Here is a 25,829-nt window from a genome sequence, read left to right on the forward strand (position 1 = left end):
ATGTTGTATTCTGATGGTTCGATTGCTGAAGTGACGTGTAAATATTTTCGATAGCCCTATATGATGATATGTAAATATTTAACGTTCTATTCTGTATTCTATCATGAAAATAAAAGATGTTCAGAGCAGGAGGTTCATTTGTGTCAGATGTGAATAAGCAACAAGTTGTAGACAGTGTACCGCAGAAAGGATTCTTCGGTCATCCGAAAGGATTATTCACTTTATTCTTCACTGAATTCTGGGAGCGGTTCTCTTATTATGGAATGAGAGCGATTCTTGTATTCTATATGTACTATGAAGTATCTAAAGGCGGACTCGGCTTCGATGAAGCAACCGCACTTGCGATTATGTCCATTTATGGATCACTCGTCTACATGTCCGGTATTATTGGAGGTTGGTTAGCTGATCGGGTATTCGGCTCATCCAAAGCGATCTTCTATGGCGGAGTCTTGATTATGATCGGTCATATCGTGCTCGCTATTCCAAATAGTGTACCGCTATTATTCGTATCAATGGGCTTAATCGTACTCGGTACAGGATTACTCAAACCAAACGTTTCGAATGTGGTCGGCGAAATGTATGCGGAGAGCGACAATCGTCGTGATTCCGGTTTTAGTGTTTTCTATATGAGTATTAACTTGGGTGGATTTATCTCACCATTGATCGTCGGTGGATTGCAGACCAGTTATGGCTTCCATTGGGGCTTTGCTACAGCAGCTATCGGAATGTTTATCGGGCTAGTCGTTTTTGTGTTGACGAAAAAGAAAAATTTAGGTCTAGCAGGTACAGTCGTGGGTAATCCATTATCTGCTGACGAGAAGAAAACAACGATCAAAATTTTTGCAATCAGTGCTGTGATTATTGCGATTATCGTCGCTATAGCGATTATGATGGGCTGGTTAACGTTAAAATCTTTTGTAACTGTAGTGGCTGTACTCGGAGTACTTATTCCAATCTGTTACTTTGTCACCATGTATCGCAGTAAAAAAACAACCGATGTAGAGCGTTCGCGTCTACTTGCTTATATTCCATTATTTATTGCGGCTGTGATGTTCTGGTCAATTCAAGAACAGACATCAACTGTACTCGCAACCTATGCAGATAAACGTACGCAATTGGACTTTATGGGTATTCATATTGCTCCTGCTTGGTTCCAATCGCTCAACCCGTTATTTATTATTGCGTTATCACCTGTGTTTGCAGCAATCTGGCTGAAGCTTGGAAATCGTCAACCGATTATTCCACGTAAATTCTCATTAGGATTGTTGTTCGCCGGGTTGTCTTTCTTGGTTATTCTTATTCCTTCTTACTTCGGTGGTGAAAATGCACTTGTAAGCCCGCTGTGGCTTGTACTGAGCTATTTTATTATTGTCGTTGGGGAATTATTCCTTTCTCCTGTCGGGCTGTCTGCAACCACTAAGCTTGCTCCTGCGGCTTTCTCTGCGCAAACGATGAGTCTATGGTTTTTATCCAATGCAGCAGCGCAAGCGATTAATGCGATTCTTGTGCAATTTTATAGCCCGGATACAGAAATGATCTATTTCGGAGTGATCGGCGGCGTGTCGATTGCGTTAGGTGTTATTCTGTTTATTATGGGACCTAAAATTCAAAGCTTTATGAAGGGCGTACTGTAAAATAAATAAGTACACTTCAATAAATAAAAGCCAGCCTCTACAATAGAGACTGGCTTTTATTTTGTTTTTATAATTAGAGCTTATTATTTAGCCAAAGCGTTTGGTTTTGTACCATTTGCTTTCTCTACCTGTAATTCGATCATACGTAATCGAGAAGAATGCTTTGACCGAAATAATCAGAAACAGTTGCGAATACGTGAAGTATGAGACGCACGATAAAATAAAGTTACGTGTATTACTTTGCCCGATATCTGTCGCCAGTGCCATATTAATCTGCAATACATAGATATAATACATCAGTGCCCAACCAATCACGAGATACACATACACATCGCCTACAAATTGGAATGGCGAAATCACTGCTGGATTAAATAGCTCAATGATCTGATACACAATATTGGCGAGGAAAATGATATCCGAGACGATAATCGCAATCATAAACCAGAAGTAGCTAGCCGCATAATACATCACATGAAGCTTAATACGCCAGCTTGTTTTATCGAACAAATGATGAATATTGTCCATAACTACGCTGTAATTGCCTTTCGACCAGCGTTCTCGTTGCTTCATATAAACACTAAGTAGTTCCGGTTCTTGTTGGTACGCTTCAGCTTGTGGAGCCAGTGCAATTAACTTGCCACGGGTCAAAATTTCAAATGAAATTGCGGTATCTTCGGTAATCGCCTGAGGGTCCCAACCACCGATCTCTTCCATCAAGTCTTTGCGTACGATAAAGTTCGTACCCGGAATCGTTCCAAGTCCAAATAACTCCCACATGCCTGTGTGATGAACACGCTGAATCGTAATCAGCTCTAGATTGATACAACCGGATAGAAAGTTTTGACTGCGATTCCGTGCTTTGTTCCGACCAAATACAGCGCCATATTTCTCCGGTTGTTCCATCGCTTTTTGAGTAAGAAAAAGAAGTGCATTTTTCTCAGGTGCAGCATCTGCATCATATACACATAACCATTCCCCTTTAGAAATGACCATCGCATCGTTTAATGCTCCTGATTTCCCCCCGCTACCTGTCCGTTCCATAATCGTAAAATCACGATCTCGATACGCCTTTTGTTCTTTTAATGTATTGAGGCGACTGGCTGTATTATCGCTACAATTATCAGCAACGATAATAATCTGTACTTTGTCTTGCGGATAATTCAGCTTGAGAATATGTTCGACTGTAGACATAATAACGATCTCTTCGTTATGAGCCGGAACAATAACAGTCACCTTAGGGAAATGATCCATATTTTCAGGAATCACCGTCGGGATTTTGTTCTGCTTAAACATAAAACGAATCGCGCCCCACATAATCACAATGGATTCAAATACAGCGATCCAAATACTCATAATCGAGATGAGTAAAATAGCATCAGACATGATTTTTCCCCCGGTCATACTTTCTATTTACATTGGCACGAAAAACCAGTGTCATGATGGTCAATACAATAATAGCGATCCCAAATAAACTGCTAATTACAATACAAAGCGGGATAAACCAACTCGTATATTCCATGTATTATTACCTCCTTTTCAATAGACGTTGTGTTAAATATATTCTGCAATCAAATCTGTCTCGGTGTTGCGCTCCAAAGCAGCAATAATCTCATCAATATTCTCGTATGTGCTAAACTGCTCTTTTTGAAATACGAAAGCTCCTGCGCGAATAACCAGCTTCAAGTCATTGCCTTTTTTGTCCAAAAATTTCATATCCATCATGGCATTCTTGATCCGATCGGTTAGTAATTGTAAATACTGCTGATCCGTCATAGGACACAAAATAATAAAACGTCCATCTTCAATCGAAAATTTATAATCTTCATAACGAATCTGCTTCTGAATCGTCTCCGACAACTCTAGCAATAGTTGCGAGTATAGCTGACTGCCTAACGATTCTTGTACCAATGCCAAAAATTCGATCTTGAACATCGCTACCGAGAATGTGTATCTATCTGAATAACGTCTGGCTAAATTCGATTGCTTCACTACCGTATCGCCTAATGCTTTTTTATTACCTAACGATGTATACAAATCCACTTCTGGATCACGTTTACGTAAAGCTTCTAGGCGCTCACTGACCCTTTTGTTACGGATCAATGTCGATTTGATAAACGCGGCTATTAGAATATTGGCAGGAATCAAAAACAACTCAAAAAAGATCAACGTATTTACAGGCGCATACGTCACCATCCATACAAAATAAGTCACTAAAAATATAAAAATAACAACTACTGCAATGCCCATAGAAACTACAAATCCGAATAATAAAGCACACATCGCAACGATATTTAAAGATATTTCTAGCAGACTATACGAGTGACTGGTATAGATATTGAAAAAAACAAGAATTTCTTGCACCATCGCAAGTACAATCAAAATAATATAACCCCATGTCATCTGGCTAATAAGGCTCGTATTCGTACTTAATTCTTTACGTTTCCGACTCGTTCTCATTTACTTCGTTTCACTGCCCTTCTGCAAAAGTGTCTCCGCTAAAAGAGGAAATAAATTGTCAAAAATATGGGTGTCGCCATCAAATACATAGCCCCCCGGATAAGCTTGATCCCAGCCTCGCATCGTCAACATTTGAGCATATAACTGTTCTGCCCAAGCCTGATCTTTCTCCTGAAGGGCTAATAAAATTGCGAGTCCATAGACTGCTGGTGATTCGTAAGCCACATCTGCTGTCTGGTCTGCACGCTTATAGCGACCGGCTAATTGATGGTGTTGCTCAAATTCTTTTTTCATAAAAGCGGTCAATTCGAATGAAGGTTGCCCCAATTCACTACGATGCAGAGCCAAAATCAATTGATCAATCAGATTAATCGTATCGTCATAATTGTATTTGCCTGTAGCTACACTATACGTTCTAGGGTAAAACACTCCATCATTCGGAGTATTCCGCAATAGATCGGTGTACTTGTTATACTCTTCAGCAGAAATCATATTTGTCTGCTTCATCTGTTCCAGAGCAGGGACATCAATATACGTTAAGCTCAGGACATCTGCAGAATATCCGTGTTCAAAATCATGATAGTCTACCAGATAACCATGTTGTTGATCTGAAGCAAGTAATGTATCGACAATTTGCTTGGCTGTTGTGGTATAACTCTGCTGTTGCCATTGTGTAGATGCTTGTAATAATGCACCTACGATTCGCAGATCATCACCTAGTGCATTCGTATTCACTTTGGACTGGCCATTCGGCTCTAATTTCCAATAAATATAATGCTTCTCTGGATTCAAAAAATACTGATTCAACAACGTATAACTGTGTTCAAAACTCTTCTGATCATCGGTCATTAATGCATATTGCATCCATAATCCTAACGATTCAGACAAGGCTTCTTTCCCTGCGACAATATCAGGATTGGTTGAAGGAGCAGGTAAAAGGCGACTGGCTAACGTTCCATTTTCATTGACCATGTGTGATGTAATAAAGGTTGCTGTAGGGGGGATGCTGGGTTGAGATCGGTATGTATAGACTCCCCATATAATTCCGATGACGATAATAAATGCTAGCATAAAGAACATCCATTTCTTTACAAAATGATGTTGATTTCTTCTCATATCGTTCTCCTATGGTGTATGTTCTTATTTTCCGTTAGCTCGTGATGATACTCTATTTATCGGCTAACTTTTGATAGATAATTACTTTTTATTTCAAAATTCGACAAGATGTGCGATCTGACTATGATTGAGCTACGATCGATGCATTATAAAATAAATTAAAAAAAAAGCTGCCGAAGTTGACCGACAGCTCGCATTTTCACGTATTTATCTAGTTAACGATAAGAAAGGCTTTATCCATCTGTTTTTTAAGAACCGACAACGACTGGATTTTCTTCTTTTTCTGCTTGTGCTGCTTTTTTGATCTGTTTACTGCGCAATTGTCCGCAAGCGGCATCAATATCTGTACCGTGCTCTAAGCGAACCGTACAGTTCACACCATTCTTTTTCAACGTATCATAGAAGGTGATAATCGATTCTTGGGAGCTGCGTTGATACTGACTATGCTCATCGACCGGATTATAAGGGATTAGATTGACACTCGCTGATTTGTTCATATGAGCGATCAGATCTGCTAATTGCTGTGCATGTTCTTGATGATCATTCACATCACGTAGCAAAATGTACTCTAACATAATACGGCGATTCGTTTTGGTCAGATAATATTCTACAGCAGACATCAATTGCTCTAGCGGATACGCACGGTTAATTTTCATAATACGTGTACGTAATTCGTTATTCGGTGCATGTAATGAAAGTGCAAGATTGACCTGAAGATCGCTATCTGCAAATTCTCTAATTTTATCAGGCAGACCACTTGTAGATACAGTGATTCGCTTAGGAGCGATAACTAGACCTTTGCGGTCTTTCACGATATTTAAGAAATCGACCATATTTTCAAAGTTATCAAATGGTTCGCCGATACCCATTACTACGATATGAGTCACCAATTGGTCTTGCGCGGCTGCATCCAGATGGAATTGTACTTTCATAATCTGCTCGACAATCTCACCCGCGGTTAGATCACGACTTTTCTTAATCAGACCACTAGCGCAAAAGCTACAGCCAATATTACAGCCTACTTGCGTGGTGACACAGACCGATTGACCATACTTCTGACGCATCAATACGGTTTCGATTAAGTTGCCATCTTCCAAACGGAACAGAAATTTTACTGTACCATCGGCAGATTCTTGCTTCACATGTTCGGTTAATGTTTGAATCGCAAAGTGCTCGGTAAGCAAAGCGATACAAGCAGGATTCACTTCAGTCATTTTATTAAATTCAGTTACACGCTGACGATACAAATAGTCCCATACTTGACTTGCGCGGAATTTCTTATGTCCACGTTCACCTAGCCATGCTGATAATTGATCTAATGTTAATCCATAAATGGACGGTTTATTCATGGTATACCTTCTTTCAAAGCGAATAAATTTGAGAATATATAGATTACACTAGATCTTCTTCTTCGGTTTGAAGAATCGATGTTAGTAATCCAGGAAATTGAGTGTCTAGTTCACTGCGGCAAATGCTATAAAAATGCTGTCTGCCTTCGATGCGTAATTGGATAAGCCCTATTTCGCGCAATATTTTAACATGATGAGACAATGTTGATTTGGAAATATGACTCATCTGAAAACCTGCACAGCTTTTTTCTCCATGATGGGCAAGACACAGTAGTATTTTCAGTCGCACAGGATCACTTAGTGCACTGAATACGTCTACAAGCTTGATTGGTGTCGGTGCTACAGCTTCTAATATTTTCATACTCTTCAACTTATCATTTATTGGAGCAAGTATCAATTGAAAAGTACGATTTTGGTCGAACTATTTATTACTTTGAAAATGTGCTACACTTTATTAGTTCGATTTTCATCAAACTATTAATCAAAATAACGGTATGATTGTGTTTTTAATCAAAGGGAGATTTGTAAAATGACAACCGCAGTACACACACTAAATGACTATTTTCGCTTATTCGATGCTTCACGTACTGATGAACAAGCGATGGAACAATTACTGAATTTATTTATTCCTGATGTAGAGATCGTATTAAATGGAGCATCACGTAAAGGATTCAAAAACTTTATCGACATGTTCTATCAATATAATATCGATATCAAACATATGCATGAACCGTGGGAACTGCAAAACAACGGAACCTACGAATCCCGCTGGGCAGTATGTGGAATGTCGAGCGAAGGAACCGTATATGCCAAAACAGGCATTGATATTGCTCGTGTAAATGAAGAAGGTCAGATTGTCTATTTAGAAAATGTACAAGAAAACCAAGATGCTTTTAGTAAATATTGATACTTCTATGTAGATTAATGTCTATGTTTATTGCGATAGGATCTGACAGCTGTGATTGTGATCCATGTAAATAGTGCAACGATAGCAATCAGTATTCCCATCGTAATAAACAAACTGCTCCATACGATATGCAAAAGGCTCACCTCTTTTTTTATTAAAGACTATTGGTAATTATAGTAAGTTTACATAAGCTATGATCGGCATGCAAATACTATAGAAGTTAAAAGAAGGAGCATCTTGACTACAACAAGATGCTCCTTCTTTTAATCTATATTTTTAATACTACAGCTATACACAGAACAACTACTAACAATAATCCACAGTACCATCCATCTTTCCCCGTTAATTGCGGAGTCAGATAATACGTGCGCTGGCGTGTGCCTGTGAATCCGCGTGCTTCCATAGCTATCGCTATTCGTTCAGACTTCCGAATACCCTGAGTGAATAGCGGTAGGGCGTAGCGGATGAAGGATTTCCAACTATTCTTCTGCTTATATCCTCTAATCTTATGTGCTGATTTCATTTGAGCTAGTTCCATCTGAAAAAGCGGGATAAAGCGAAATCCAGCTAACAGTCCATAAGCCCATTTAGGCGACAATCGGCATTGGTGGACCAGACTCATAATCATAGCAGTCAGATCGGTTGTAGACGTAAACAGCAAGCCATACGTGACAAAGCCAAGCATACGAAGTGCGATCATTAGTCCATTGTTTAGACTTTCTTCGGTGATATGGAACCATCCCCATTGCCACAGAGTATGCTCCCCTTTACCAAAAGCCGCCATCATCCAAAAAATCATCACAAAAAAGATCGTATACGGCAATAACCGTTTGAGCAAATAAGGAATACGCCATCCACCTAGCGTCAATCCAATCACCAGTGCTACTATCCAGATCGCTAAGGTGATCCGAGGATCAGTGACTGCCATCAATACACACATCACTAACAAATGAGTTACCAACTTGATCGTCGGATTCAATGTTGATAACCAAGAGTCATTACTTTTCATATAATACTCCGCTCCTTCTCTGGCTTCATCAGTTGATAATGAAGCGGAGCAATAATCGCATGATGACCGATAGATTCGGGATGTGTAAATAGATGATACGGTGCACCATTGTAGATTACTTTGCCCTGATCAAACACAATCACTCGATTGGCGTATTCATCGACCAGATCCATATCGTGTGTAACCATCACAATTGTAGTACCTTGTGCTTGCCGTTGTTGCAATCGCTTGATCAATTCAGCCGATGTACGGGCATCTTGTCCGAAGGTCGGTTCATCTAATAGAAGTAAAGATTGGTCAAATAACAACATAGTCGCTACACTCAAGCGCCGCTTTTGCCCCAGACTGAGTGTAAATGGATGTTGATCCTGATAGTCTTCTAAGCCAAATTCCTGTAGCAACTGTACCGTTCTGGCATACACTTCTTCTTCGCTCCAATTGCGTTGTCGTCCTCCAAAAGCAATCTCATCAAATACAGTATCTGTCACAAATTGCAGTTCAGGATTTTGAAAAACAAATCCTGCTTGCTCATATAGATCGCGATCACTCCACTTTTTCAAAGGGATATCTTGAAAGTAAAGTTGCCCGCTACGGATACGTTCTAGACGGATCAGGCTTTTGAGAAATGTGCTTTTGCCACTTCCATTCGCACCGACAATCGCTACCCATTCCCCTGACGGAATACGGATATTCATATCACGCATCACAGACTTTTGACGATAACCGATATCCAGTTGCTCGGTTAAAATGATAGCAGACCCACCCTTACCTTCTTGGTCTGCATCTAATGCAGAAGCACGTCGTTGTTGTAAAGTCTGTTGCAATCGCTGGGCTAACGGATGCGAAGGATGGTCTTGCACATCGTCCCATGTATACGGAAATAATTTGGGTTGCCAGATGCCTGCTTCTTGCATCTCTGCTCGATATCGCTGGATCATCTCTGCTGGCTCTCCTTGCGCAATCATAATACCTTGCGCATTCATAAGGATGACTCGATCCATCCACTGTATACAGCCATCTAAAGTGTGCTCGACAAATACCATTGTCTGTCCATGCTGATCTGCTAGCTCATGTAGCAATTGAAAGATTTCTTTACGACTGACTGGATCTAATTGTGCAGTCGGTTCATCGAAAAAAAGAACTTCTGGTTCAAGCGCCAACAGACAGGCTAATGCTAACCGTTGCTTCATGCCACCAGACAATGTCTCGATCGGCGTATGCCCATCTATATCCAGACCTACTTGCTTCATGACAGCCTCTATCATGGCATCCATTTGAGTACGGGGAATCAAGCGATTTTCTAAGCTAAAAGCGATCTCTTCATCCACATGAAGCATGCAGAACTGGGAATCTGGATCTTGGAACATGACTCCACATTGAGGGGCTAATCGAATCTCACCTTCCACCTCGGCTTCTACATGTTCAGGAATAATGCCTGATAACACAGATAATAGTGTCGACTTCCCACTTCCACTTGGTCCCAAAATAAGTACTTTTTCACCTCGTGAGATCGACAGATCAATACCGTTCAAAACGTTAGCTTCTCGATTATAAAAGCGTACCGACAGGTCTTTACACTCCAGAAGCGATTCCATTAGGTTTTCCCTTCTTCCGCCGTGCTTTCATAATTTCGTATTGATCCAGCACTCCTGTTTTGCACAAAGCTTCTACGACAATCTTGGCTAACCCTCCACCTAAGATCATTCCGCTGATCATTTGAATAATCAGCGTTAACAGCAATACCTGAGTTGTATAGTAACCGAATCCGTTAGCAATAACGTTATAAAGGACTCCACCTACCGCTGCCAATGCACCAGACAACATGAGAGTCATCAAGTTATACCGTTTGTAGCCAAATAGAGCGAAAGCAATCTCTGCTCCAATCCCTTGAAACACACCGATCAATAAGGCAGATAAGCCAAAATGACTACCGGTTAATAGCTCTACCGCCGCAGCCGCTACTTCAGCGATCAATGCCGCCCCTGGCTTACGAATAATATAAGCCACAATCGGGCTTGCTATAATCCAGATGCCAAACATAAATCCTGCACCTACCGGTCCAACCAGTGCTGAGATCGGTATCCATAACGTAGACCAACCTAGATAAATCACACCGCAAGCTACGGCTAAAATAACTGTTAATACAACCTCTTTCATTTTCCATGTCATATGGATCGGCTGAGCATTCATACGCGTGCAACCTCCATCGGTACAGGCCAATCTTGTAGCGTGTAAGCCATATCCCAGAACATATATTCAAATTGACAGCTCAGTAGAAAATGTTCTTTCATACGTGCACGATGTGCAGGTGTTGTCTGCTCTGCCCATTGATCTAAGCGAGCGCAAAATTGATGCGTTATTGTATCTGTTCGATTGCCATAGAAGCTGATCCAATCATAAAAAGGATGAGATGCATCAGGCTTCACCTCTTCCAGTAACTTCACACCAATTTCCCAGTATGTCCACGGACAAGGCAATAATACAGCCAAAATATCACCCAGATCACCTTCATGAGCTACCGTTAACATATGACGAATATAATGATGAGACGAAGGCGAAAGCGCGTATCCTTGTAAATCTTCATATCTTACGCCTGCTACATCACAGAAATTATTATGAGGATGAATTTCACTATGAAGCACAAATGAAATCTGTTCATTAAACATCGCCATATCTTCGCGTGTTGGGCACTTGGCAATCGCTGTTCCATAGATACGCATAAATGAATTCAAATACTCAAAATCTTGTTTTACATAATGGATTAACTGCTCACTACGCAGATCACCTTTGGCAATGCCTTGAACAAAGGGATGATTGAAAATCGCTTCAAAAATAGGGTCTGCTGCCTGTCTAATTTCCTGTGAAAATGTCATAATTGTATCCTCCTTAGATTGAAGCATCAGGATCGATGCTTGGTTAATAAAGAAGGACCACTGCTGGAATATATGGAAAAATACATGCAAAAAAGCCGCCCCGTGATGGAGCGGCAGAATAGGTGTACGTATTGTACAGGTACTCTTGCACAGTCTCCACTTTCCTACGCTAGTATGAACTAGATCAGGTTCCAAGGGTCCGGGATCTTCCCGTCTCAGCCTACACAAAGGCTCCCCTAGTGGTCATTCGATTCATTTGCATCTTACTGTACACACGATTGAAGAGACTGTCAACTGCTATAAGAATCTTGTGGTTTCCTTTTTTTACCGTTATACACTTATAAAATGGTGTAAAATATAGATATTATTAGGTATTTGCACGCAGATTAAAATATCTGAATAGAAGTGAGTTGATGGGGATGACACGTAAAGTAGTATTAGCAGGCGGTACCGGATTTATCGGCCAGTATTTGGAAAAAAAGTTTACAGCTATGGATATAGATGTTCAGATCATTTCCAGACAATCTCCACATATCGCATGGGATGATTATCAAGGGATTGTGCAAGCGTTAGATGGCGCAGAGATGGTGATTAATCTGGCGGGGAAATCGGTCAATTGTCGTTATAACGAGCAGAACAAACGTGAAATTATGAATTCCCGAGTAGAAACCACACAGATTCTTGGAAACGCTATCTTGGATTGTGAACATCCGCCTGCCGTATGGATAAATTCCAGTACAGCGACTATTTATCGTCATGCAGAAGATCGTCCGATGACCGAGACGAAAGGCGAGATCGGGACTGGCTTTTCAGTCGATGTTGCCAAAGCTTGGGAAGAAGCTTTTTTCGCGTTTAACCTTCCTCATACACGACAAGCGGCATTACGAATAGCGATTGTACTCGGTCCGGGCGGTGGGGTTATGACTCCTTTTCAAAATCTTGTTCGCTTTGGACTAGGGGGTCATCAAGGATCAGGCAAGCAGATGTTTAGCTGGATTCATGTTGAAGATTTATTCCAAATTATTTTATTTATTCAAGAGTGGGAATCTCTGGAAGGAGTATTTAACTGTACGTCACCGAATCCAGTCACCAATCGGGAACTGATGGCGACCATGCGCAAAGTGATGCATCGTAAAGGCGGTCTGCCTGCTTCCACATGGATGCTGAATCTAGGTGCTCGAATCATCCGTACCGAGCCTGAATTGGTACTCAAAAGTCGCTGGGTGGTTCCTAATCGCCTGATCAAAGAAGGATTCATGTTCAAATACGGTCGCTTGGAAAAAGCACTGCAACATATTTTGCATACGAAGTCATAATCTATAGATCTGTGAATGATTCTTTTAAAATACAGCAAAAAAGGGTATCGTAGAGATAGACTTGAGTTCGAGCAGAATAGCTGACTCAAAAATTAGAGTTAAAGGTGTGCTTATACGTGCGAATTAATAAATATATTAGTGAATCTGGAATTACATCCCGCCGGGGTGCTGATAAATGGATCAATGAAGGTATTGTCACGATCAATGGTGTGGTTGCAGAGCTTGGAAGTCAGGTGGAAGAAGGCGACGACGTTCGAGTGAATGGCAAGCCGATCCAAGTGGAACAGGAAAATGTCTATATCGTGCTTAACAAACCGGTAGGCATCACCAGTACAACCGAGCGTCATATTCGGGGGAATATCGTTGATTTTGTTAATCATCCTTTACGTATTTTCCATGTCGGGCGACTCGATAAAGACTCGGATGGCTTGATTATGCTGACCAATGATGGCGATATCGTCAACGAAATTTTACGTGCTGAAAATAAACATGAAAAAGAATATATCGTAACGGTCGATCAACCGATTACGCCTTCTTTTCTAAAAAACATGGCTTCTGGTGTAGAGATTCTCGATACGGTTACATTGCCTTGTCAGGTCGTTCAACAATCCAAATATGTATTCAAAATCATTTTGACTCAAGGCTTGAATCGTCAGATTCGCCGGATGTGCTCTGCTCTTGGTTATGAAGTACGTGCGCTACGCCGTACACGTATTATGAATATTCGTCTGGGTAATTTACCAACAGGCAAGTGGCGTGACCTGACAACTGATGAACTGAATCGCTTATTCCGTGATCTGGAATATACGCCGAAAAAACGCTAACACAACGAAAAATAAAAAGACCTCTTTGATGATCTGTTACCGAATGTAAGGTAGCGGATCAAGTAAAAGAGGTCTTTTTCACTTAGATTATTATTTCATTTTTTTAAAACAGTATACCAATCTGGCGGAAATCCTATTAATGTTCGATCTATTTCTGAATACATATCAAGTAAATTTTTAAGTTTTTCTAACCAATCATTCCATACATCTTTGTTTGGGATGAAGTATTTCATAATCAAAATGGTCGAAAAAACTTTCTTATCATCTATAATTTTTGGCTTATCTTTTTTAAATAATTGAGGAGGATGTGGAAAATTTCTATTGTACACTCGTCCATAATGAGCACATATATTTCTAAGATTACTAATCGAATGTAGCCAACTACCTATATAAAACCCTTTTATACCGCCATAATATATATATCCTATGTAGTCTTTATCTTCCTTCTTTAAGTTTTTGAACAATTTAGATATCATTCCAAAAGTAGTAATTTCCATAGCTACCCATACAGGAAACTCACCAGCATATTTCGAATAATAATGCTTAACAAAAACATCTTTAGACAGCTCAAGGGTTCTATTTAATTCTTTGATAAAATTATCATGTTTATCTGAATCCATAAAATTTTCAGCATACATATAACCCATGCCATCATATTTTTGGGAAAGTGTAAGAGAAATATGTGTACGCATAGAGATTTCAATAGTTTCAGTAACTTCCATTACCAAAGATCTTAATTTTAGATCAAACTCATAAAGATGATAAATATTCTCGAACGTGACCTTTTTATTAAATTGATTTCCATTTTTTAAAGACAACGTATACGCAGTTAATCGATAATAACTAACATGAGTCAGTATGCTCTTTGCCCATTCTTCATTCTCAATAATTAATCCTCTTGATTTGAAAATATCGAGTTGCTCTTCAACAGTTTTGGAAGGCTTAATAGAGTGAGGGATAATTTTCATTGTATGTAAATAACTCCATATAAAAAAATTGTCTCGCCCTGGTGCGCAACCCTAAGGTATGCGTGGCGAGATCTGTTAACTTAATTATAATTGATTAATATCTATCTATCAACACCAGTTTACTTGTAAAATACTTTTTCTACATTGTATTTTGCATGTAGTGTATTGATAATGTACGTCTCATAAATCTCACGATCCATAGCGTTGTCGATCAAGCAGACTTCAATCTTCGTCACTTCATCACGGTGATCTTTGATCGGTGATACGGTATCTTCGAAATGCTTTTTGACGCGTGGTCTAAGCTTACGTGCTTTACCGACAAATAGTAATTCATCTTGTTCGTTATAGAACATAAAGATACCGCCCGTTTCACGCGAAATCAGATGAAAATCGGTAAATCCATAAATATGGCTAAGCTCAGGGTTAATTTGTTTCGTAATGGTAACATCCGCTGTTGGGATTGTTATATTAATCAATATGGTCACTTCCTCATTCTATATAGGTGTTTATCCTATCATAATTTGCACTCGAAAACTACGAATACTCTCATCTTACCATGTTGTAGACCATCATCTCTATAGGTTTCTAATGATTAACAGTCAGTATCGTTTGTGAAAACCAACGGTTTGAAAAATTCTATTCCTTTTTCCACCACATGCCCAAGGAATGAGGAGCTGTATAAGTAAATCCGTACTGAGCATACAATTGATCTGCTGGTGGATCTGCAAATAATACCGCATGGGATTGAGGAGATGCATTCTCTTCTAAGTATGTTTTGATTTCACGCATAATCGCTTTGCCGTATCCTTTACCTTGATATTCAGGACGTACACAGATATCGGTAATATGAAAAAACAATCCACCATCGCCTACGACTCGGCCCATCCCTATCGCTTGCCCTTCTTCTTCAAGCACAACAGCAAACAGTGTATTCGGCAACCCTTTAGTGGCTCCTTCGACACTCATTTCACTTAAACCTGAAACCTTGCGTAGAGCCAAATACTCTTCCACAGATGGAATACGATGAATAATCTGCATCTCATTTCACCCCTTTTTTATCTCAAATCATAACAAAGAATCTATATACTGAATACAAATGTATACAAATAAAGTTGATGCTCCCTATTAATGGTTAATACTTTAGTAAAAGATGAAAAGGTTGGTGAACTTAATTATGGTACATATGCAAAATGACTCTTCGCTAGAACCTACCATTATTATTGGATCAGGACTTGCTGGTCTTTGTTGCGGATTTGAATTAGCGGATAAAGGTAAGCGTGTTATGGTACTTGAAGCCGCTCCTTATATTGGTGGACGAACTGCTAACTGGGTAGAAGATGGGATGGAAGTGGAATCTGGATTTCATAAATTTCTAGGTTATTATACAGTGCTTCCTGAAATTCTAAAAAATGCAGGCATTTCGATGAGTGACATGGTGCATTGGGAAGAAACAACCAATATTCGTCATACCGAAGCACAAGGTACATTTGGACTCGATCCGTTCAAAGCCCCTCTCAAAACAATTGCTGGTGCGTTGGGTAATAACGATCTTATTTCCCCCGCCGATAAAGCGTCTCTAATTCCTTTTTTTACAGCTGGATTTAAAGATTATATCAGCAAACCACATTACTTGGATCAATACTCGATCAAAGCATATGCGGAAAAATATAGCGTGTCGACAGATGCAATCGAACGATTGATTCAACCATTATCATCAGGCATATTCTTTTTGCCTATCGAAGAATACTCAGCGTATGCGTTTTTCGGTCTATTCGCTCCTGCTTTACCGCGTCTAGCCAAAGTACGTATTGGTGCTTTCAAAGGAGGCATGACCGATGTGATGACAGGTCCTCTTGCCAAAGCGATCGAAGAACGTGGTGGACAAGTGCTTACAGGTAAAACGGTGTCTCATTTATTATATGACAATGAAAAAGTAGTCGGTGTGCAGTTAGAAGACAGTTCACAGATTTATGGAGAGCAAGTAGTTGTTGCCACAAATATTCGCCGTGCTCAAATGTTATTGTCTGAACATTTCCATAATCATGAATGGTTTCAGGATTTCTTGTCATTAGAATCGATGCCTTATGTAACTGCACAATTTGAAGCGACAGAGAAATTAGCAGATGCTGATCATACAACGTTTGGCCCGGGTACACAATTAGGGTCATTTAGCGAACAATCTCGTACAACATTTAAGCGTCCAACAGGACGAGCTTCGATTATTCTGGTTGATCCTGATAGCTTAATTGATCTGCCGGATGAAGAAGTCTGGGAAATCACCAAAAAATCGCTACACGAAGTGGATCTACCTAATGTAGATACGATGACCCAATATCGGATTATACGAGGGAAAGAGAATTTCTATCGTCTGGCTAAAGGCAATGAACACAAACGTCCCAAACAGATCACTCCGATCGATGGTCTTTTTCTAGCTGGCGATTATACAGACCAACCGTTACTTGCTACTATGGAAGGTGCGGCAATCTCTGGCAGACGAGCAGCTACTGGTATTTTGACAGGACGCGTCCTATAAATATAAACAACAATAGATAAGCAGAAAAAAGACCTTATATCCGTCTAGCATGGGTTAAGGTCTTTTTCTGTATTTTGATATTGGTGTATTTTTTATGGATCAGGTACTTATGAACTTATGATAATGCTGCAAAATACTTCGCACTTTCCACCATAGGTGTACAATCGCTGTGATCGCCTACAAGATTAATTTCAAAAATATAATCTTTCCCCTCTACAAACGGCTTCACCATCTGCCAATCGATAAGACCCTCTCCTAACGGTAAAGAATCATGCACTTGTCCCATACTATCCACCAGATGATAGTACACTGCATAAGGTGCTGTACGCTCAAGCACTTCACGTAATTTATGATTATCTCCCCGGAAGGCGATAAAGGTATGACTGACATCTACATTTAAAGGCAATGATAATGGGATAATCAGATCATCGATTAAGTATGGATTAGAATAGCAAAACAGTCCTTCTGTTGAATCTTCCCAGACAATCTGTTCTCGTCCGTATTCTAAAATAGCTGCAATCTCTTCTCGCAAAGCTATCGTTCGTTCGCGTGATACTTCTGCATTCTCACTGCGTACATAATGTGCATGTAACACACATTTAGCTCCTTCTTCTTTACAAATTTGAACCAATTGTTGAGTCGATTCATGATAAAATCGGCGCAATTCTAAATTTGTGCTCATAATATCTAAAAAGGTATGTTGATATCGGGATGGATGGTGTAAATATACTGTAACTCCTCTGGCTTTTAACTCGCGTATTCGAGTACGAATAAAGTCTGTTCGTTGCATATCTGTAGCACTCAGGTAAAATTCAATAATCTCAGGGTTATAGGAAAGCCGATTATCTAAGCTAGGCTGATCTAAGCTTCCTTTTAGTCGCATATAATTCACTGTATTCTCTCCTTTTTTCGCTCTATCTATTCTATCGTTTTTGATGTATCTATATATTACAATATACGAAATAAACCTTGATCAATTAGGATAAGAGCCTTTGTAAAAACCTTTTATCTTAATCCAAGGAGACAGGACGGGATCTATGGAAAGTTCTATATTGTTAAAAACAAAAGTCTCTAAACCGATGATTCGAACCTATACGATCGACCGTCCCGAATGGATTCATCGTGTAGAACAAGGCATGAATTTTAGAGTCAATATGGTGTATGCGCCAGCAGGTAGCGGCAAATCAACTCTGCTTGGACAATGGCTATATGAGAAAAAACAACCGTATGCGTGGTTATCATTAGATGAACGAGATAACGATCAGCGCAGATTCTGGCGTTATGTTATCTATTCGTTATCTTGTTATCGGATTCCTGATCTGGAAGAACGATTGTTACCGCTATTGTCCAGTTCATCCATAAGCGGAATGACTTCTTTTATCGATATGTTTATTTATGAATTAGAAAAAGTAGAGCAACCGTTAGCGATCATTTTGGATGACTATCACTTTATTCGAAGTCCGGATATTCACAACAGTCTTTCGTATCTCATCGACTATTTACCGAGGCATGTGCATCTGTATATCTCTTCTCGTCATGCTCTTCCTTTTGTACATATCGGCAAATGGTTGGTACGACAACAATTAAATATTATAGCTGCTGGCGAAATGGCTTTTTCAGAAGAAGAAGTGTCTTTATTTTGCAAGCAAACGATGGGCTATTCATTACCTTCAGAAATGATTCATATGCTTGTTGAACAGACTGAAGGCTGGATTGCTGGTATTCAGTTGGCTTTGATTTCAATTCAACAAGGTGATGATCAGCATCGCTTTTTTCTAGATTTTAATGGAAAGCATCGTAATATTGCTGATTACTTATTTCAAGAAGTGTGGAGTCGGTTAGACGAAGAACTGCAATCTTTTTTGTTACAGACTTCGATTTTGAAGCGTATCAATGCTGAACTCTGCAATCAACTTACCGGGCTCAGTGATAGTCAGGATAAACTACATCGTCTGCAACGATTGACTCTATTTCTGATTCCGCTCGATGAAGAAGGAGAATGGTATCGGTACCATCATTTATTTGCTGAATTTGTGCAAAATGTATTACGTCAATCATCTGAGTCGCTGTGGATCGAAGGGCATCAAAAAGCCAGTCAACTCTACAAAGATCGTCATTGGATCGAAGAAGCGATCGATCATTCTTTGATCGCACATAACTATGAACAAGCTTCCCAATTAATAGATGAACATATTGAAGAATGGCTAGGCAAAGGTGAACTGGATACGTTACTGCACTGGTTCACCTTGTTCCCTGATGACTACGAATGTACGATTAAACTGTGTTTGATTCATGCTTTTATTTTGAGTATTACAGATCGTTTTGAAGAATCAGCACAGTTACTCAAAGCTTGCGAACAACGTATACAAGAGCTAGGTCTTACAGGCAGTGCTTCTAAGCATCTAGGTATTTTATTTCTGGTCAAAACCAATATGATTTTTGTCTCGCGTAACTTTGATGAATGGTTTTCTTTTATGCATCATGCAGGTCGCGAATTACCTCAAGAATCGGTTTTTTTCAACTTTAATTATAACAAAAGTGAACCTTTTGTTCGAAATACAGCTTTTGGTCTGAAAGGTCTGCTCAACCAACAAACAGCCAATGTCGGCAAAGAAATGGTACATTTTCTTACTCAACATCATGGAGAACAGTCCCTACTCTGTCAGTATATTATGCAAGCGATTGCGGAAGGAGCTTATGAACGCAATGATCTGACGACCTGTATGCACTGGTTGCAAGTGGTATCCAAACAAGAAAGTTACCGTATGGTTCCCGGAATACTCGTTCCTTTTCGCTTAACGACTATTAAGCTGAAACTAAAAGAAAAGCAGTATATTACAGCGCGGACGATTCTGGAAAACACTTTGCAACTGCTTGAAGAAAGTGCACATCATAACTGGCGCAAACATCTCTATGCTTTTAGTGCATGGATAGACCTATACGAAGGCAACATTGAGCAAGCGGTCAATACGCTCGATTCGATTGCGATCACACCACAACATCGTGTTTCTTTAGATCAATCTCTAGCATTTACAGTATTAGCACGTGTACTTATGGTCAAAAAAGAATACAATACTGCTTTAGAAATCTTATCTTCGATTCGTTTTTTAGCGGAAAATGAACATGCAATTCATATTGAATGTACGTCTATTGTGCTTCAATCTATTTGTACTTATCGTAAAGGACAGACCGATACTGCTGTGCTATTACTTCAGCAAGCGATCGAATTAGTACTGCCTTTTGACTATATACGGACATTTGTAGATGAAGGCGATATTGTCTATATCTTATTGCAAAAGTTAAGCCATACCCGTAGCGTAGCCAACCATCCAACGATGCTTGATTATATTACCAAGTTACTACGTGTGTTAGAAGCAGAAGGCAAAGTCCCTTTTCCAACAACTACTCATCTTATCGAAGCATTAACACCCAAAGAATTAGCAGTGCTTAAGCTGATCCATCAAGGTCATTCCAATCAACAAATTGCAGATCAATTAGGACTCACCATCGGTACGATCAAAGTATACATCAACCGAATATACAACAAGCTTGAAGTGACTTCTCGTGTACAAGCTCTGCTCAAATCACAAGAATTGGAATTGTTTTCAGAATCTTAATCTGATGAAATGATATATAGTACTTCATAAAAAAGTGACTCCTCTGTCATAAAAATCTATTGAAGTTAACTTTAGTTAATAGATGCGTACTTCTTGGTTTGCTACAATAAAAACAACCCGGATCATGGGAGAATAATTGACATTAAATATAAAATCTTCTGTTATCTTTCGAATCTCTTCTATGATCACACCTATCCGAACGGTTTCCTCCCATCATATCTTTGTAGACCTCGATTCGGCAGATTACATCGAGGTCTTTTTCTCTTATTTTCAGCTTAGAAGCCAAGGGATATGGTTGTTATTTATGTCGGCATTACTTTATACACAAAGGAGTCGTTTATGATGAACTATCGTATGCAAGTCTGTTCCAACTCTATGTATCAAGAACAATATATGACCTTTGTTTTGGAAAATCATGTGAAGCTTCCTACGCCTCATCCTTTATTATTCACACTTGGTTTTACGCCGTTTCCACTGCTTTTGGAAGAGGAATGTTTTATCAGTCTGGATGCTTATCAGGAAGTGGTAGGGGCTTGGAGTTACTTGTATGGAACTGCTGAAGATGCTTACTATAACAACGACGTTATACAGATTCAGTCTATTATCTTCAGCCCTAAATATCGTAAAACCAAAATGTTTACACATGCTCTGCAACATTTAGTAGAACATATTGATCAGTCTGGACGGGGGATCAAAGAAGTTCGCTTCTGGATTGCTTCTGAACCTTCATTACAGCGATTATGTTCCAAGCTGGCGAAAAAGACTTCTACATTAGCCACTCCACAAGGATTAATTGAAGAATATCGGGTTCCTTTCCAACAACTTTATCATTATGCTATGAACTTACATAGCAAACAACATGCTATACAAGGACAACAATAAAAAAGTCTGGTCACAGGATTTCTCTACCTCGGTAAAGAGAACCTGTTGCCAGACTTTTTTTGAATTATTTATAAGCTACTTGCATTAAAGGTATCTCCACCTGCGATCGTGCCTGACTCAAATCCTTTATAAAACCAACGTTTGCGCTGTTCTGATGTACCATGTGTAAAGCTATCTGGTACAACATATCCCTGTCCTTGCTTCTGAAGGGTATCATCACCAACAGCGCTTGCTGCGGTGAGCGCTTCTTCGAGATCACCTTCTTCTAACAGGTTCGTTCCTTGCGCATCATGTGCCCAGACACCTGCCAGATAATCGGCTTGCAACTCTAACTTAACCTGCACTTTGTTGTATTGCGTTTCGCTCATATTTTGACGGGTAGATTGAATCTTATCCATAGTTCCAAGTAGTGTCTGTACATGATGACCTACTTCATGTGCAATCACATAAGCCATGGCAAAATCACCGGGTGCTTTGAACTTTTGCTGAAGTTCATCATAAAAACTGAGATCAATATACAGCTTCTGATCCCCCGGACAATAAAAAGGCCCTACTGCTGAACTGGCTGTACCACAAGCTGAATTAACACTATCGTTATACAGTACCAGTGTAGGATTCTTATACGTTAATCCTTGCTTTTTAAATTGGGCGGTCCAGACATCTTCTGTACTTGCTAAGACTACAGATACCATATTCGCTAACTCTTGTTCTTCTGCGGTTGCCTGATAGGGTGCAGATGATTCGGTCGTTGTCGACGTCGTACCGTTCAATAATTCACTAGGATTGCCTCCTAATAACGTCACAATCAAAATAATAATAATCCCGCCGATTCCTCCACCAATAATCGTTTTACCGCCTTTACCTCTGCGATCTTCTACATTGGAACTTGTTCTTCTACCTTGCAACTTCATCTTTTTGCCCCCTAATGACTGATCCAAACCGTTTGCTTTAACGTATGTATACATGATATACCCCAAAAGAATTAGGACATCCCAATTTTCTGGTTTACGCTCTATAAATTATTTATTTGGTACGGATCTACATAGATGATCTTCACGCTGATTTTTAGAAATTCGTTTTACATAATAAAGTTAATCTTGCAATATAGCGTTTTTTTTCAAATAAATATGTTTAATACAGTAACAATCACTTACACATCAGGAGGCGACAGATATGGGACGTTATATACAAGTAGAAGATCATGTGAAAATCTATGTAGAAGATATTGGCGAAGGGATTCCTGTTATATTTTTACACGGCTGGCCAGCTAACAGTCAAATGTTTGAATATCAATACTCTATCTTGCCTAAAGAAGGATATCGCTGTATCGGAATGGATTTCCGTGGATTTGGTAAATCGGATGCACCGTGGGAAAGTTATTCTTTTGACCGGATGGCAGATGATCTCAAAGCTGTTATTGATGAGCTTCAGATTGAAAACGCTGCATTGATTGGTTTCTCTATGGGTGGAGCAGTGGCTACTCGTTACATGGCACGTCATCAAGGAAAAGGCATCTCTCACCTTGCATTGATGGGTTCTGCAACGCCTGTATTTACACAGCGTCCTGATTTTGAATATAACATGACGAAGGAAGACCTGAATGCACAACTGATTATTCCGACGTACGAAGATCGTCCAAAAATGCTATCTCAATTTGGTCTGAAATTTACCCATCATAAGTCTAGAGCAGCGCTGATGGTATGGTTAGAATTATTGTGTTTCCAAGCGTCTAATCATGGCACGATCAAAGCCGCAGAATCTCTACGTGATGAAGACCTACGTGCAGACTTGCCACATATCAATGTACCAACAGTCATTTTTCAGGGTCAAAAAGATAAAATCTGTGATCCTAAGTTAGCAGAATTAACCCAACAAAGTATTCCTAATTCACGCCTTGTAGCTTTTGAAGATAGCGGTCATGCGATGATGTTTGATGAGCAAGAAAAGTTTAATTCAGAGTTATTATTATTCCTGAATCAAATGTCTGGTGGCAATAATACATCAGGCGTAGCAAGCCATAATCTATAAGTCATTTTAATATAGATACAGAAAGAAACGCTGGCGATATACAGTTATGATCGTCAGCTTTTTTTCTGCTTATTTTTTGACACATAATGACGATATTATACATAGTATCTCTTATTCATTTTTAATTGAACAATAGGTATGTGTAGCAGGTATACACTGTTGGCTTCTGCTTCTAAATCTATTGGAAAGGAGATATATACGTTTGAATGTGTTAGAACCCTTGATTCCTATCGTTCTCTATGTTTTACCGATGCTATTCTTTTTCTATATGGGTATTGATGTCTTGTTACGTAATCCCAAGAAGTCAGAACATCGCTTGGTGAGTATTGCGATCGGATGTTACTTTCTACTTTTTTTAGAAGAGTATGTTCGTTATCAATTACCGCTTGAATATAGTTCAGTATTGTCCGCTTTTTGGTTCGCCAATGTAGGTATTATTTTACCCGGGTTGGGTTTTCATTTTATCGTCAAGATTTCTGGCACGTATCGCAAAATGCCGAAATGGTTGTATCCGTATATTTTCTATCTTCCTCTCCTTATTATTCCGTTAGCGATTATCAATGATACACAGTATATTTCTTCACAACAATTTGTCGCAGCAGGGATCTGGAAATTGCCTGTTTATAATACTTCTTATTATGCTGCTCTTACTGCAAGTATTCTGATCAGTGTTGCTTCACTTGTGTTTCTTTCCCGTTATCAAGCATCGAATCGTTCTTCTGAACATCAGGCGATTTATCGAGTGTTACGATACGGTATGATCCTATCCTTGAGCTGGATTGCCTTTTTTGGATATTTCCAATTTGGTGAGAAACTTCCGCCTTATCCGTATCTGTATGGTGGATTGATCTGGTGTTTTACATTACAAGTCGCCATGAAAAAGTACGAATTTTTAAATTTTAATCACCATCGGTACAAAAAGTTATTTGATATGAATCCAGCAGCCATTCTGTTAGCACGTCGATTTGGTACGATCAAAGAAGCGAATCCAAGTGCTAGGCAACTCTTCTCATTTGTCGATCTGGATATTACCAACTTGAATACGATAGCAAGTCAGGAACTATGGAAGAAGCTTCAACAACAGCAAGGCATTATTGATATGGAGACGAAGATCTGGAATGGTGAGCAATGGATCGATATTCTGGTCAAAGGGGATTATGTCGTTGTGGATCATGAAGATCATGTGATTCTTATTATGCGTGATATTACGATCAAAAAAGAGCAACAACGCCAAATCGCTTTTCTTGCATATCACGATTCTTTAACAGAACTTCCTAATCGTCGTTACTTTTATCAAGAGTTAGAAAAATGTATGGTCAAAGCTCAACAACAGCAAGAACAACTGGCTATTATTCTAATCGATCTCGATTATTTTAAAGAAACCAATGATCGGTATGGACATCAAGCTGGTGATGAGATGCTTCAGCATACTGCCAAGCTTATTCAACAAGCTGTTGGAAATACAGGTATGGTGGCACGTCTAGGAGGCGATGAATTTGTTTTATTTATTCATCCTGTCGAACACCGGATTCAAGTACAGAAAATTCTCAATCAGATCAATACCCTATTTGCTCAAGCTCAATTTGTATATGGAGAAGATACATTAGCAATTTCAATGAGTTCTGGAGCCAGTATCTATCCGCAAGATGGTACAGATGTTGATACTCTATTGAACCATGCAGACAAAGCGATGTATCGTAATAAGCATCAACGTAAATTGAAAATATAAAACCCGTCTATATCACCTGATTGTGATATAAACGGGTTTTCTTACATACTTTCTAGGATTAATTTAACTCCTGCTAAAAACTAATATAGTTGAATCATACGATTATATCGTATATAGTTGAGTTATACGATATAATCGTACAATCAAGATTCGAAGGTTATCGAACTGGAGAGCACTGTATGAGAAAACGAAAGTATAATGAAGATGTTGAATTACAATTTGTTTACCCAAACGCTTTCAATAAACTGTGGGAGCTCTATGAACTATCAGATGCAGATAAAAAAAGACTTGAAAGTCAAGTCCGATTATATGAAGAAACAAATACAAATCCCAATAATGTCTTGGGAGATATTGTTCAAGGTACAGGTGGCGCTATAAAATTACGATTTGATAGTTCAAATGACAACTCCGGTAAAAGTGGAGGTTATCGAATTATTTATGCAAAGTATGGTCGCCGTATATATTCAATGCTAATAATTTATAAGAAATCAGACAAAGACTCTCTTACTGATAAAGAAAAAACTATAATAAAGAATAGAATAAAAGATTTGAAAAAAAAATCAATAAGTGGGTGGTGTTTAAATATG

The 25,829-nt window shown here is 39.2% G+C and carries 25 protein-coding genes and 1 riboswitch; of the genes, 10 read left to right on the forward strand and 15 right to left on the reverse strand.

What is annotated here, in order from left to right; translation table 11 throughout:
- Positions 1 to 140 precede the first annotated feature (140 nt).
- A complete protein-coding gene (locus PaeCFBP13512_RS14820; protein WP_137224075.1) occupies positions 141 to 1,634 on the forward strand; it encodes a peptide MFS transporter in 1,494 nt (497 codons plus the stop codon).
- An 87-nt stretch (positions 1,635 to 1,721) separates the two neighbouring features.
- Here the strand turns inward: PaeCFBP13512_RS14820 and PaeCFBP13512_RS14825 are convergent, their stop codons facing one another.
- The 6 genes from PaeCFBP13512_RS14825 to PaeCFBP13512_RS14845 all read right to left on the reverse strand — a co-directional run bounded on the left by PaeCFBP13512_RS14825 (position 1,722) and on the right by PaeCFBP13512_RS14845 (position 6,917).
- Positions 1,722 to 3,017, reverse strand: coding sequence for a glycosyltransferase family 2 protein (locus tag PaeCFBP13512_RS14825; RefSeq protein WP_137224077.1), 1,296 nt, complete (start codon positions 3,015 to 3,017; stop codon positions 1,722 to 1,724).
- On the reverse strand, positions 3,010 to 3,153 hold the full coding sequence (locus PaeCFBP13512_RS23390) for a hypothetical protein (protein ID WP_175425122.1): 144 nt from the start codon (positions 3,151 to 3,153) through the stop codon (positions 3,010 to 3,012). Before PaeCFBP13512_RS23390 ends, PaeCFBP13512_RS14825 begins: the two co-directional genes overlap by 8 nt.
- Positions 3,154 to 3,185: 32 nt before the next feature.
- Positions 3,186 to 4,091, reverse strand: coding sequence for a GGDEF domain-containing protein (locus PaeCFBP13512_RS14830; RefSeq protein ID WP_137224079.1), 906 nt, complete (start codon positions 4,089 to 4,091; stop codon positions 3,186 to 3,188).
- Positions 4,092 to 5,207 (reverse strand): glycosyl hydrolase family 8, encoded by a 1,116-nt coding sequence (locus tag PaeCFBP13512_RS14835; protein WP_137224081.1) that lies wholly within the window; start codon positions 5,205 to 5,207, stop codon positions 4,092 to 4,094.
- Positions 5,208 to 5,455: 248 nt separating this feature from the next.
- Positions 5,456 to 6,556, reverse strand: coding sequence for a 23S rRNA (adenine(2503)-C(2))-methyltransferase RlmN (rlmN, locus tag PaeCFBP13512_RS14840; RefSeq protein ID WP_137224083.1), 1,101 nt, complete (start codon positions 6,554 to 6,556; stop codon positions 5,456 to 5,458).
- A 43-nt stretch (positions 6,557 to 6,599) separates the two neighbouring features.
- Positions 6,600 to 6,917, reverse strand: a complete 318-nt coding sequence (locus PaeCFBP13512_RS14845) for an ArsR/SmtB family transcription factor (protein WP_069326524.1) — start codon at positions 6,915 to 6,917, stop codon at positions 6,600 to 6,602.
- A gap of 168 nt (positions 6,918 to 7,085) precedes the next feature.
- Here PaeCFBP13512_RS14845 and PaeCFBP13512_RS14850 point away from each other — a divergent pair, with 168 nt between their 5' ends.
- Positions 7,086 to 7,463, forward strand: a complete 378-nt coding sequence (locus PaeCFBP13512_RS14850; RefSeq protein ID WP_137224085.1) for a nuclear transport factor 2 family protein — start codon at positions 7,086 to 7,088, stop codon at positions 7,461 to 7,463.
- 268 nt (positions 7,464 to 7,731) lie between these two features.
- Here the strand turns inward: PaeCFBP13512_RS14850 and PaeCFBP13512_RS14855 are convergent, their stop codons facing one another.
- The 4 genes from PaeCFBP13512_RS14855 to tenA are packed head-to-tail and all read right to left on the reverse strand — an operon-like array spanning position 7,732 to position 11,345.
- The gene (locus PaeCFBP13512_RS14855) at positions 7,732 to 8,472 is read right to left on the reverse strand and encodes an energy-coupling factor transporter transmembrane component T family protein (protein WP_137224087.1); all 741 of its coding nucleotides are present in this window, start codon (positions 8,470 to 8,472) and stop codon (positions 7,732 to 7,734) included.
- Positions 8,469 to 10,067: an ABC transporter ATP-binding protein gene (locus PaeCFBP13512_RS14860; protein WP_137224089.1), complete on the reverse strand. Its 1,599-nt coding sequence runs from the start codon at positions 10,065 to 10,067 to the stop codon at positions 8,469 to 8,471. Before PaeCFBP13512_RS14860 ends, PaeCFBP13512_RS14855 begins: the two co-directional genes overlap by 4 nt.
- Positions 10,045 to 10,641, reverse strand: coding sequence for an ECF transporter S component (locus tag PaeCFBP13512_RS14865; protein WP_069326610.1), 597 nt, complete (start codon positions 10,639 to 10,641; stop codon positions 10,045 to 10,047). The genes PaeCFBP13512_RS14860 and PaeCFBP13512_RS14865 overlap by 23 nt, the downstream gene beginning before the upstream one ends.
- A 17-nt stretch (positions 10,642 to 10,658) precedes the next feature.
- Entirely contained in the window at positions 10,659 to 11,345 is a 687-nt protein-coding gene (tenA, locus tag PaeCFBP13512_RS14870) for a thiaminase II (protein WP_137224091.1), read from the reverse strand.
- Positions 11,346 to 11,489: 144 nt separating this feature from the next.
- A riboswitch (TPP riboswitch) is annotated at positions 11,490 to 11,593 on the reverse strand.
- A 171-nt stretch (positions 11,594 to 11,764) separates the two neighbouring features.
- On the opposite strand from tenA, the gene PaeCFBP13512_RS14875 reads away from it, so the two are divergent.
- Both PaeCFBP13512_RS14875 and rluF read left to right on the forward strand, forming a co-directional pair.
- Positions 11,765 to 12,661, forward strand: a complete 897-nt coding sequence (locus PaeCFBP13512_RS14875) for a TIGR01777 family oxidoreductase (RefSeq protein WP_137224093.1) — start codon at positions 11,765 to 11,767, stop codon at positions 12,659 to 12,661.
- Positions 12,662 to 12,777: 116 nt separating this feature from the next.
- Positions 12,778 to 13,485, forward strand: a complete 708-nt coding sequence (gene rluF, locus PaeCFBP13512_RS14880) for a 23S rRNA pseudouridine(2604) synthase RluF (protein WP_083243365.1) — start codon at positions 12,778 to 12,780, stop codon at positions 13,483 to 13,485.
- A 95-nt stretch (positions 13,486 to 13,580) separates the two neighbouring features.
- Here rluF and PaeCFBP13512_RS14885 read toward each other — a convergent pair whose 3' ends face one another.
- The 3 genes from PaeCFBP13512_RS14885 to PaeCFBP13512_RS14895 form a co-directional block, all read right to left on the reverse strand.
- Positions 13,581 to 14,453: an Abi family protein gene (locus tag PaeCFBP13512_RS14885; protein WP_137224095.1), complete on the reverse strand. Its 873-nt coding sequence runs from the start codon at positions 14,451 to 14,453 to the stop codon at positions 13,581 to 13,583.
- Between the two features lie 119 nt (positions 14,454 to 14,572).
- Positions 14,573 to 14,929 carry a nucleotide excision repair endonuclease gene (locus PaeCFBP13512_RS14890; RefSeq protein ID WP_069326517.1) on the reverse strand — a complete coding sequence of 119 codons (357 nt, stop codon included), beginning with the start codon at positions 14,927 to 14,929 and terminating at the stop codon, positions 14,573 to 14,575.
- A 160-nt stretch (positions 14,930 to 15,089) separates the two neighbouring features.
- Positions 15,090 to 15,491, reverse strand: a complete 402-nt coding sequence (locus PaeCFBP13512_RS14895; RefSeq protein ID WP_137224097.1) for a GNAT family N-acetyltransferase — start codon at positions 15,489 to 15,491, stop codon at positions 15,090 to 15,092.
- A gap of 136 nt (positions 15,492 to 15,627) precedes the next feature.
- On the opposite strand from PaeCFBP13512_RS14895, the gene PaeCFBP13512_RS14900 reads away from it, so the two are divergent.
- Positions 15,628 to 16,986, forward strand: a complete 1,359-nt coding sequence (locus tag PaeCFBP13512_RS14900) for a hydroxysqualene dehydroxylase (protein ID WP_241669391.1) — start codon at positions 15,628 to 15,630, stop codon at positions 16,984 to 16,986.
- Between the two features lie 115 nt (positions 16,987 to 17,101).
- On the opposite strand, the gene PaeCFBP13512_RS14905 is transcribed toward PaeCFBP13512_RS14900, so the two are convergent.
- Positions 17,102 to 17,869 carry a TIM barrel protein gene (locus PaeCFBP13512_RS14905; protein WP_241669395.1) on the reverse strand — a complete coding sequence of 256 codons (768 nt, stop codon included), beginning with the start codon at positions 17,867 to 17,869 and terminating at the stop codon, positions 17,102 to 17,104.
- A 154-nt stretch (positions 17,870 to 18,023) separates the two neighbouring features.
- Between PaeCFBP13512_RS14905 and PaeCFBP13512_RS14910 the strand changes: the two genes are divergently transcribed.
- Together PaeCFBP13512_RS14910 and PaeCFBP13512_RS14915 are read left to right on the forward strand one after the other, a co-directional pair.
- Positions 18,024 to 20,603, forward strand: coding sequence for a LuxR C-terminal-related transcriptional regulator (locus tag PaeCFBP13512_RS14910; RefSeq protein ID WP_137224103.1), 2,580 nt, complete (start codon positions 18,024 to 18,026; stop codon positions 20,601 to 20,603).
- A 342-nt stretch (positions 20,604 to 20,945) separates the two neighbouring features.
- Positions 20,946 to 21,485, forward strand: coding sequence for a hypothetical protein (locus PaeCFBP13512_RS14915; RefSeq protein WP_137224105.1), 540 nt, complete (start codon positions 20,946 to 20,948; stop codon positions 21,483 to 21,485).
- Between the two features lie 68 nt (positions 21,486 to 21,553).
- Here the strand turns inward: PaeCFBP13512_RS14915 and ypfJ are convergent, their stop codons facing one another.
- Complete coding sequence (ypfJ, locus tag PaeCFBP13512_RS14920) at positions 21,554 to 22,396, reverse strand: KPN_02809 family neutral zinc metallopeptidase (RefSeq protein WP_069326512.1); 843 nt, start codon at positions 22,394 to 22,396, stop codon at positions 21,554 to 21,556.
- 262 nt (positions 22,397 to 22,658) lie between these two features.
- Between ypfJ and PaeCFBP13512_RS14925 the strand changes: the two genes are divergently transcribed.
- The 3 genes from PaeCFBP13512_RS14925 to PaeCFBP13512_RS14935 form a co-directional block, all read left to right on the forward strand.
- The gene (locus PaeCFBP13512_RS14925; protein ID WP_137224107.1) at positions 22,659 to 23,513 is read left to right on the forward strand and encodes an alpha/beta fold hydrolase; all 855 of its coding nucleotides are present in this window, start codon (positions 22,659 to 22,661) and stop codon (positions 23,511 to 23,513) included.
- A gap of 208 nt (positions 23,514 to 23,721) precedes the next feature.
- Positions 23,722 to 25,242, forward strand: coding sequence for a sensor domain-containing diguanylate cyclase (locus tag PaeCFBP13512_RS14930; RefSeq protein WP_241669396.1), 1,521 nt, complete (start codon positions 23,722 to 23,724; stop codon positions 25,240 to 25,242).
- Positions 25,243 to 25,421: 179 nt separating this feature from the next.
- Positions 25,422 to 25,829 (forward strand): hypothetical protein (locus PaeCFBP13512_RS14935; RefSeq protein WP_137224111.1); only part of this gene is annotated, 408 nt, incomplete at its 3' end.

This window comes from Paenibacillus sp. CFBP13512, from assembly GCF_005233705.1.
Taxonomy (GTDB): Bacteria; Bacillota; Bacilli; order Paenibacillales; family Paenibacillaceae; genus Saccharibacillus; species Saccharibacillus nuruki.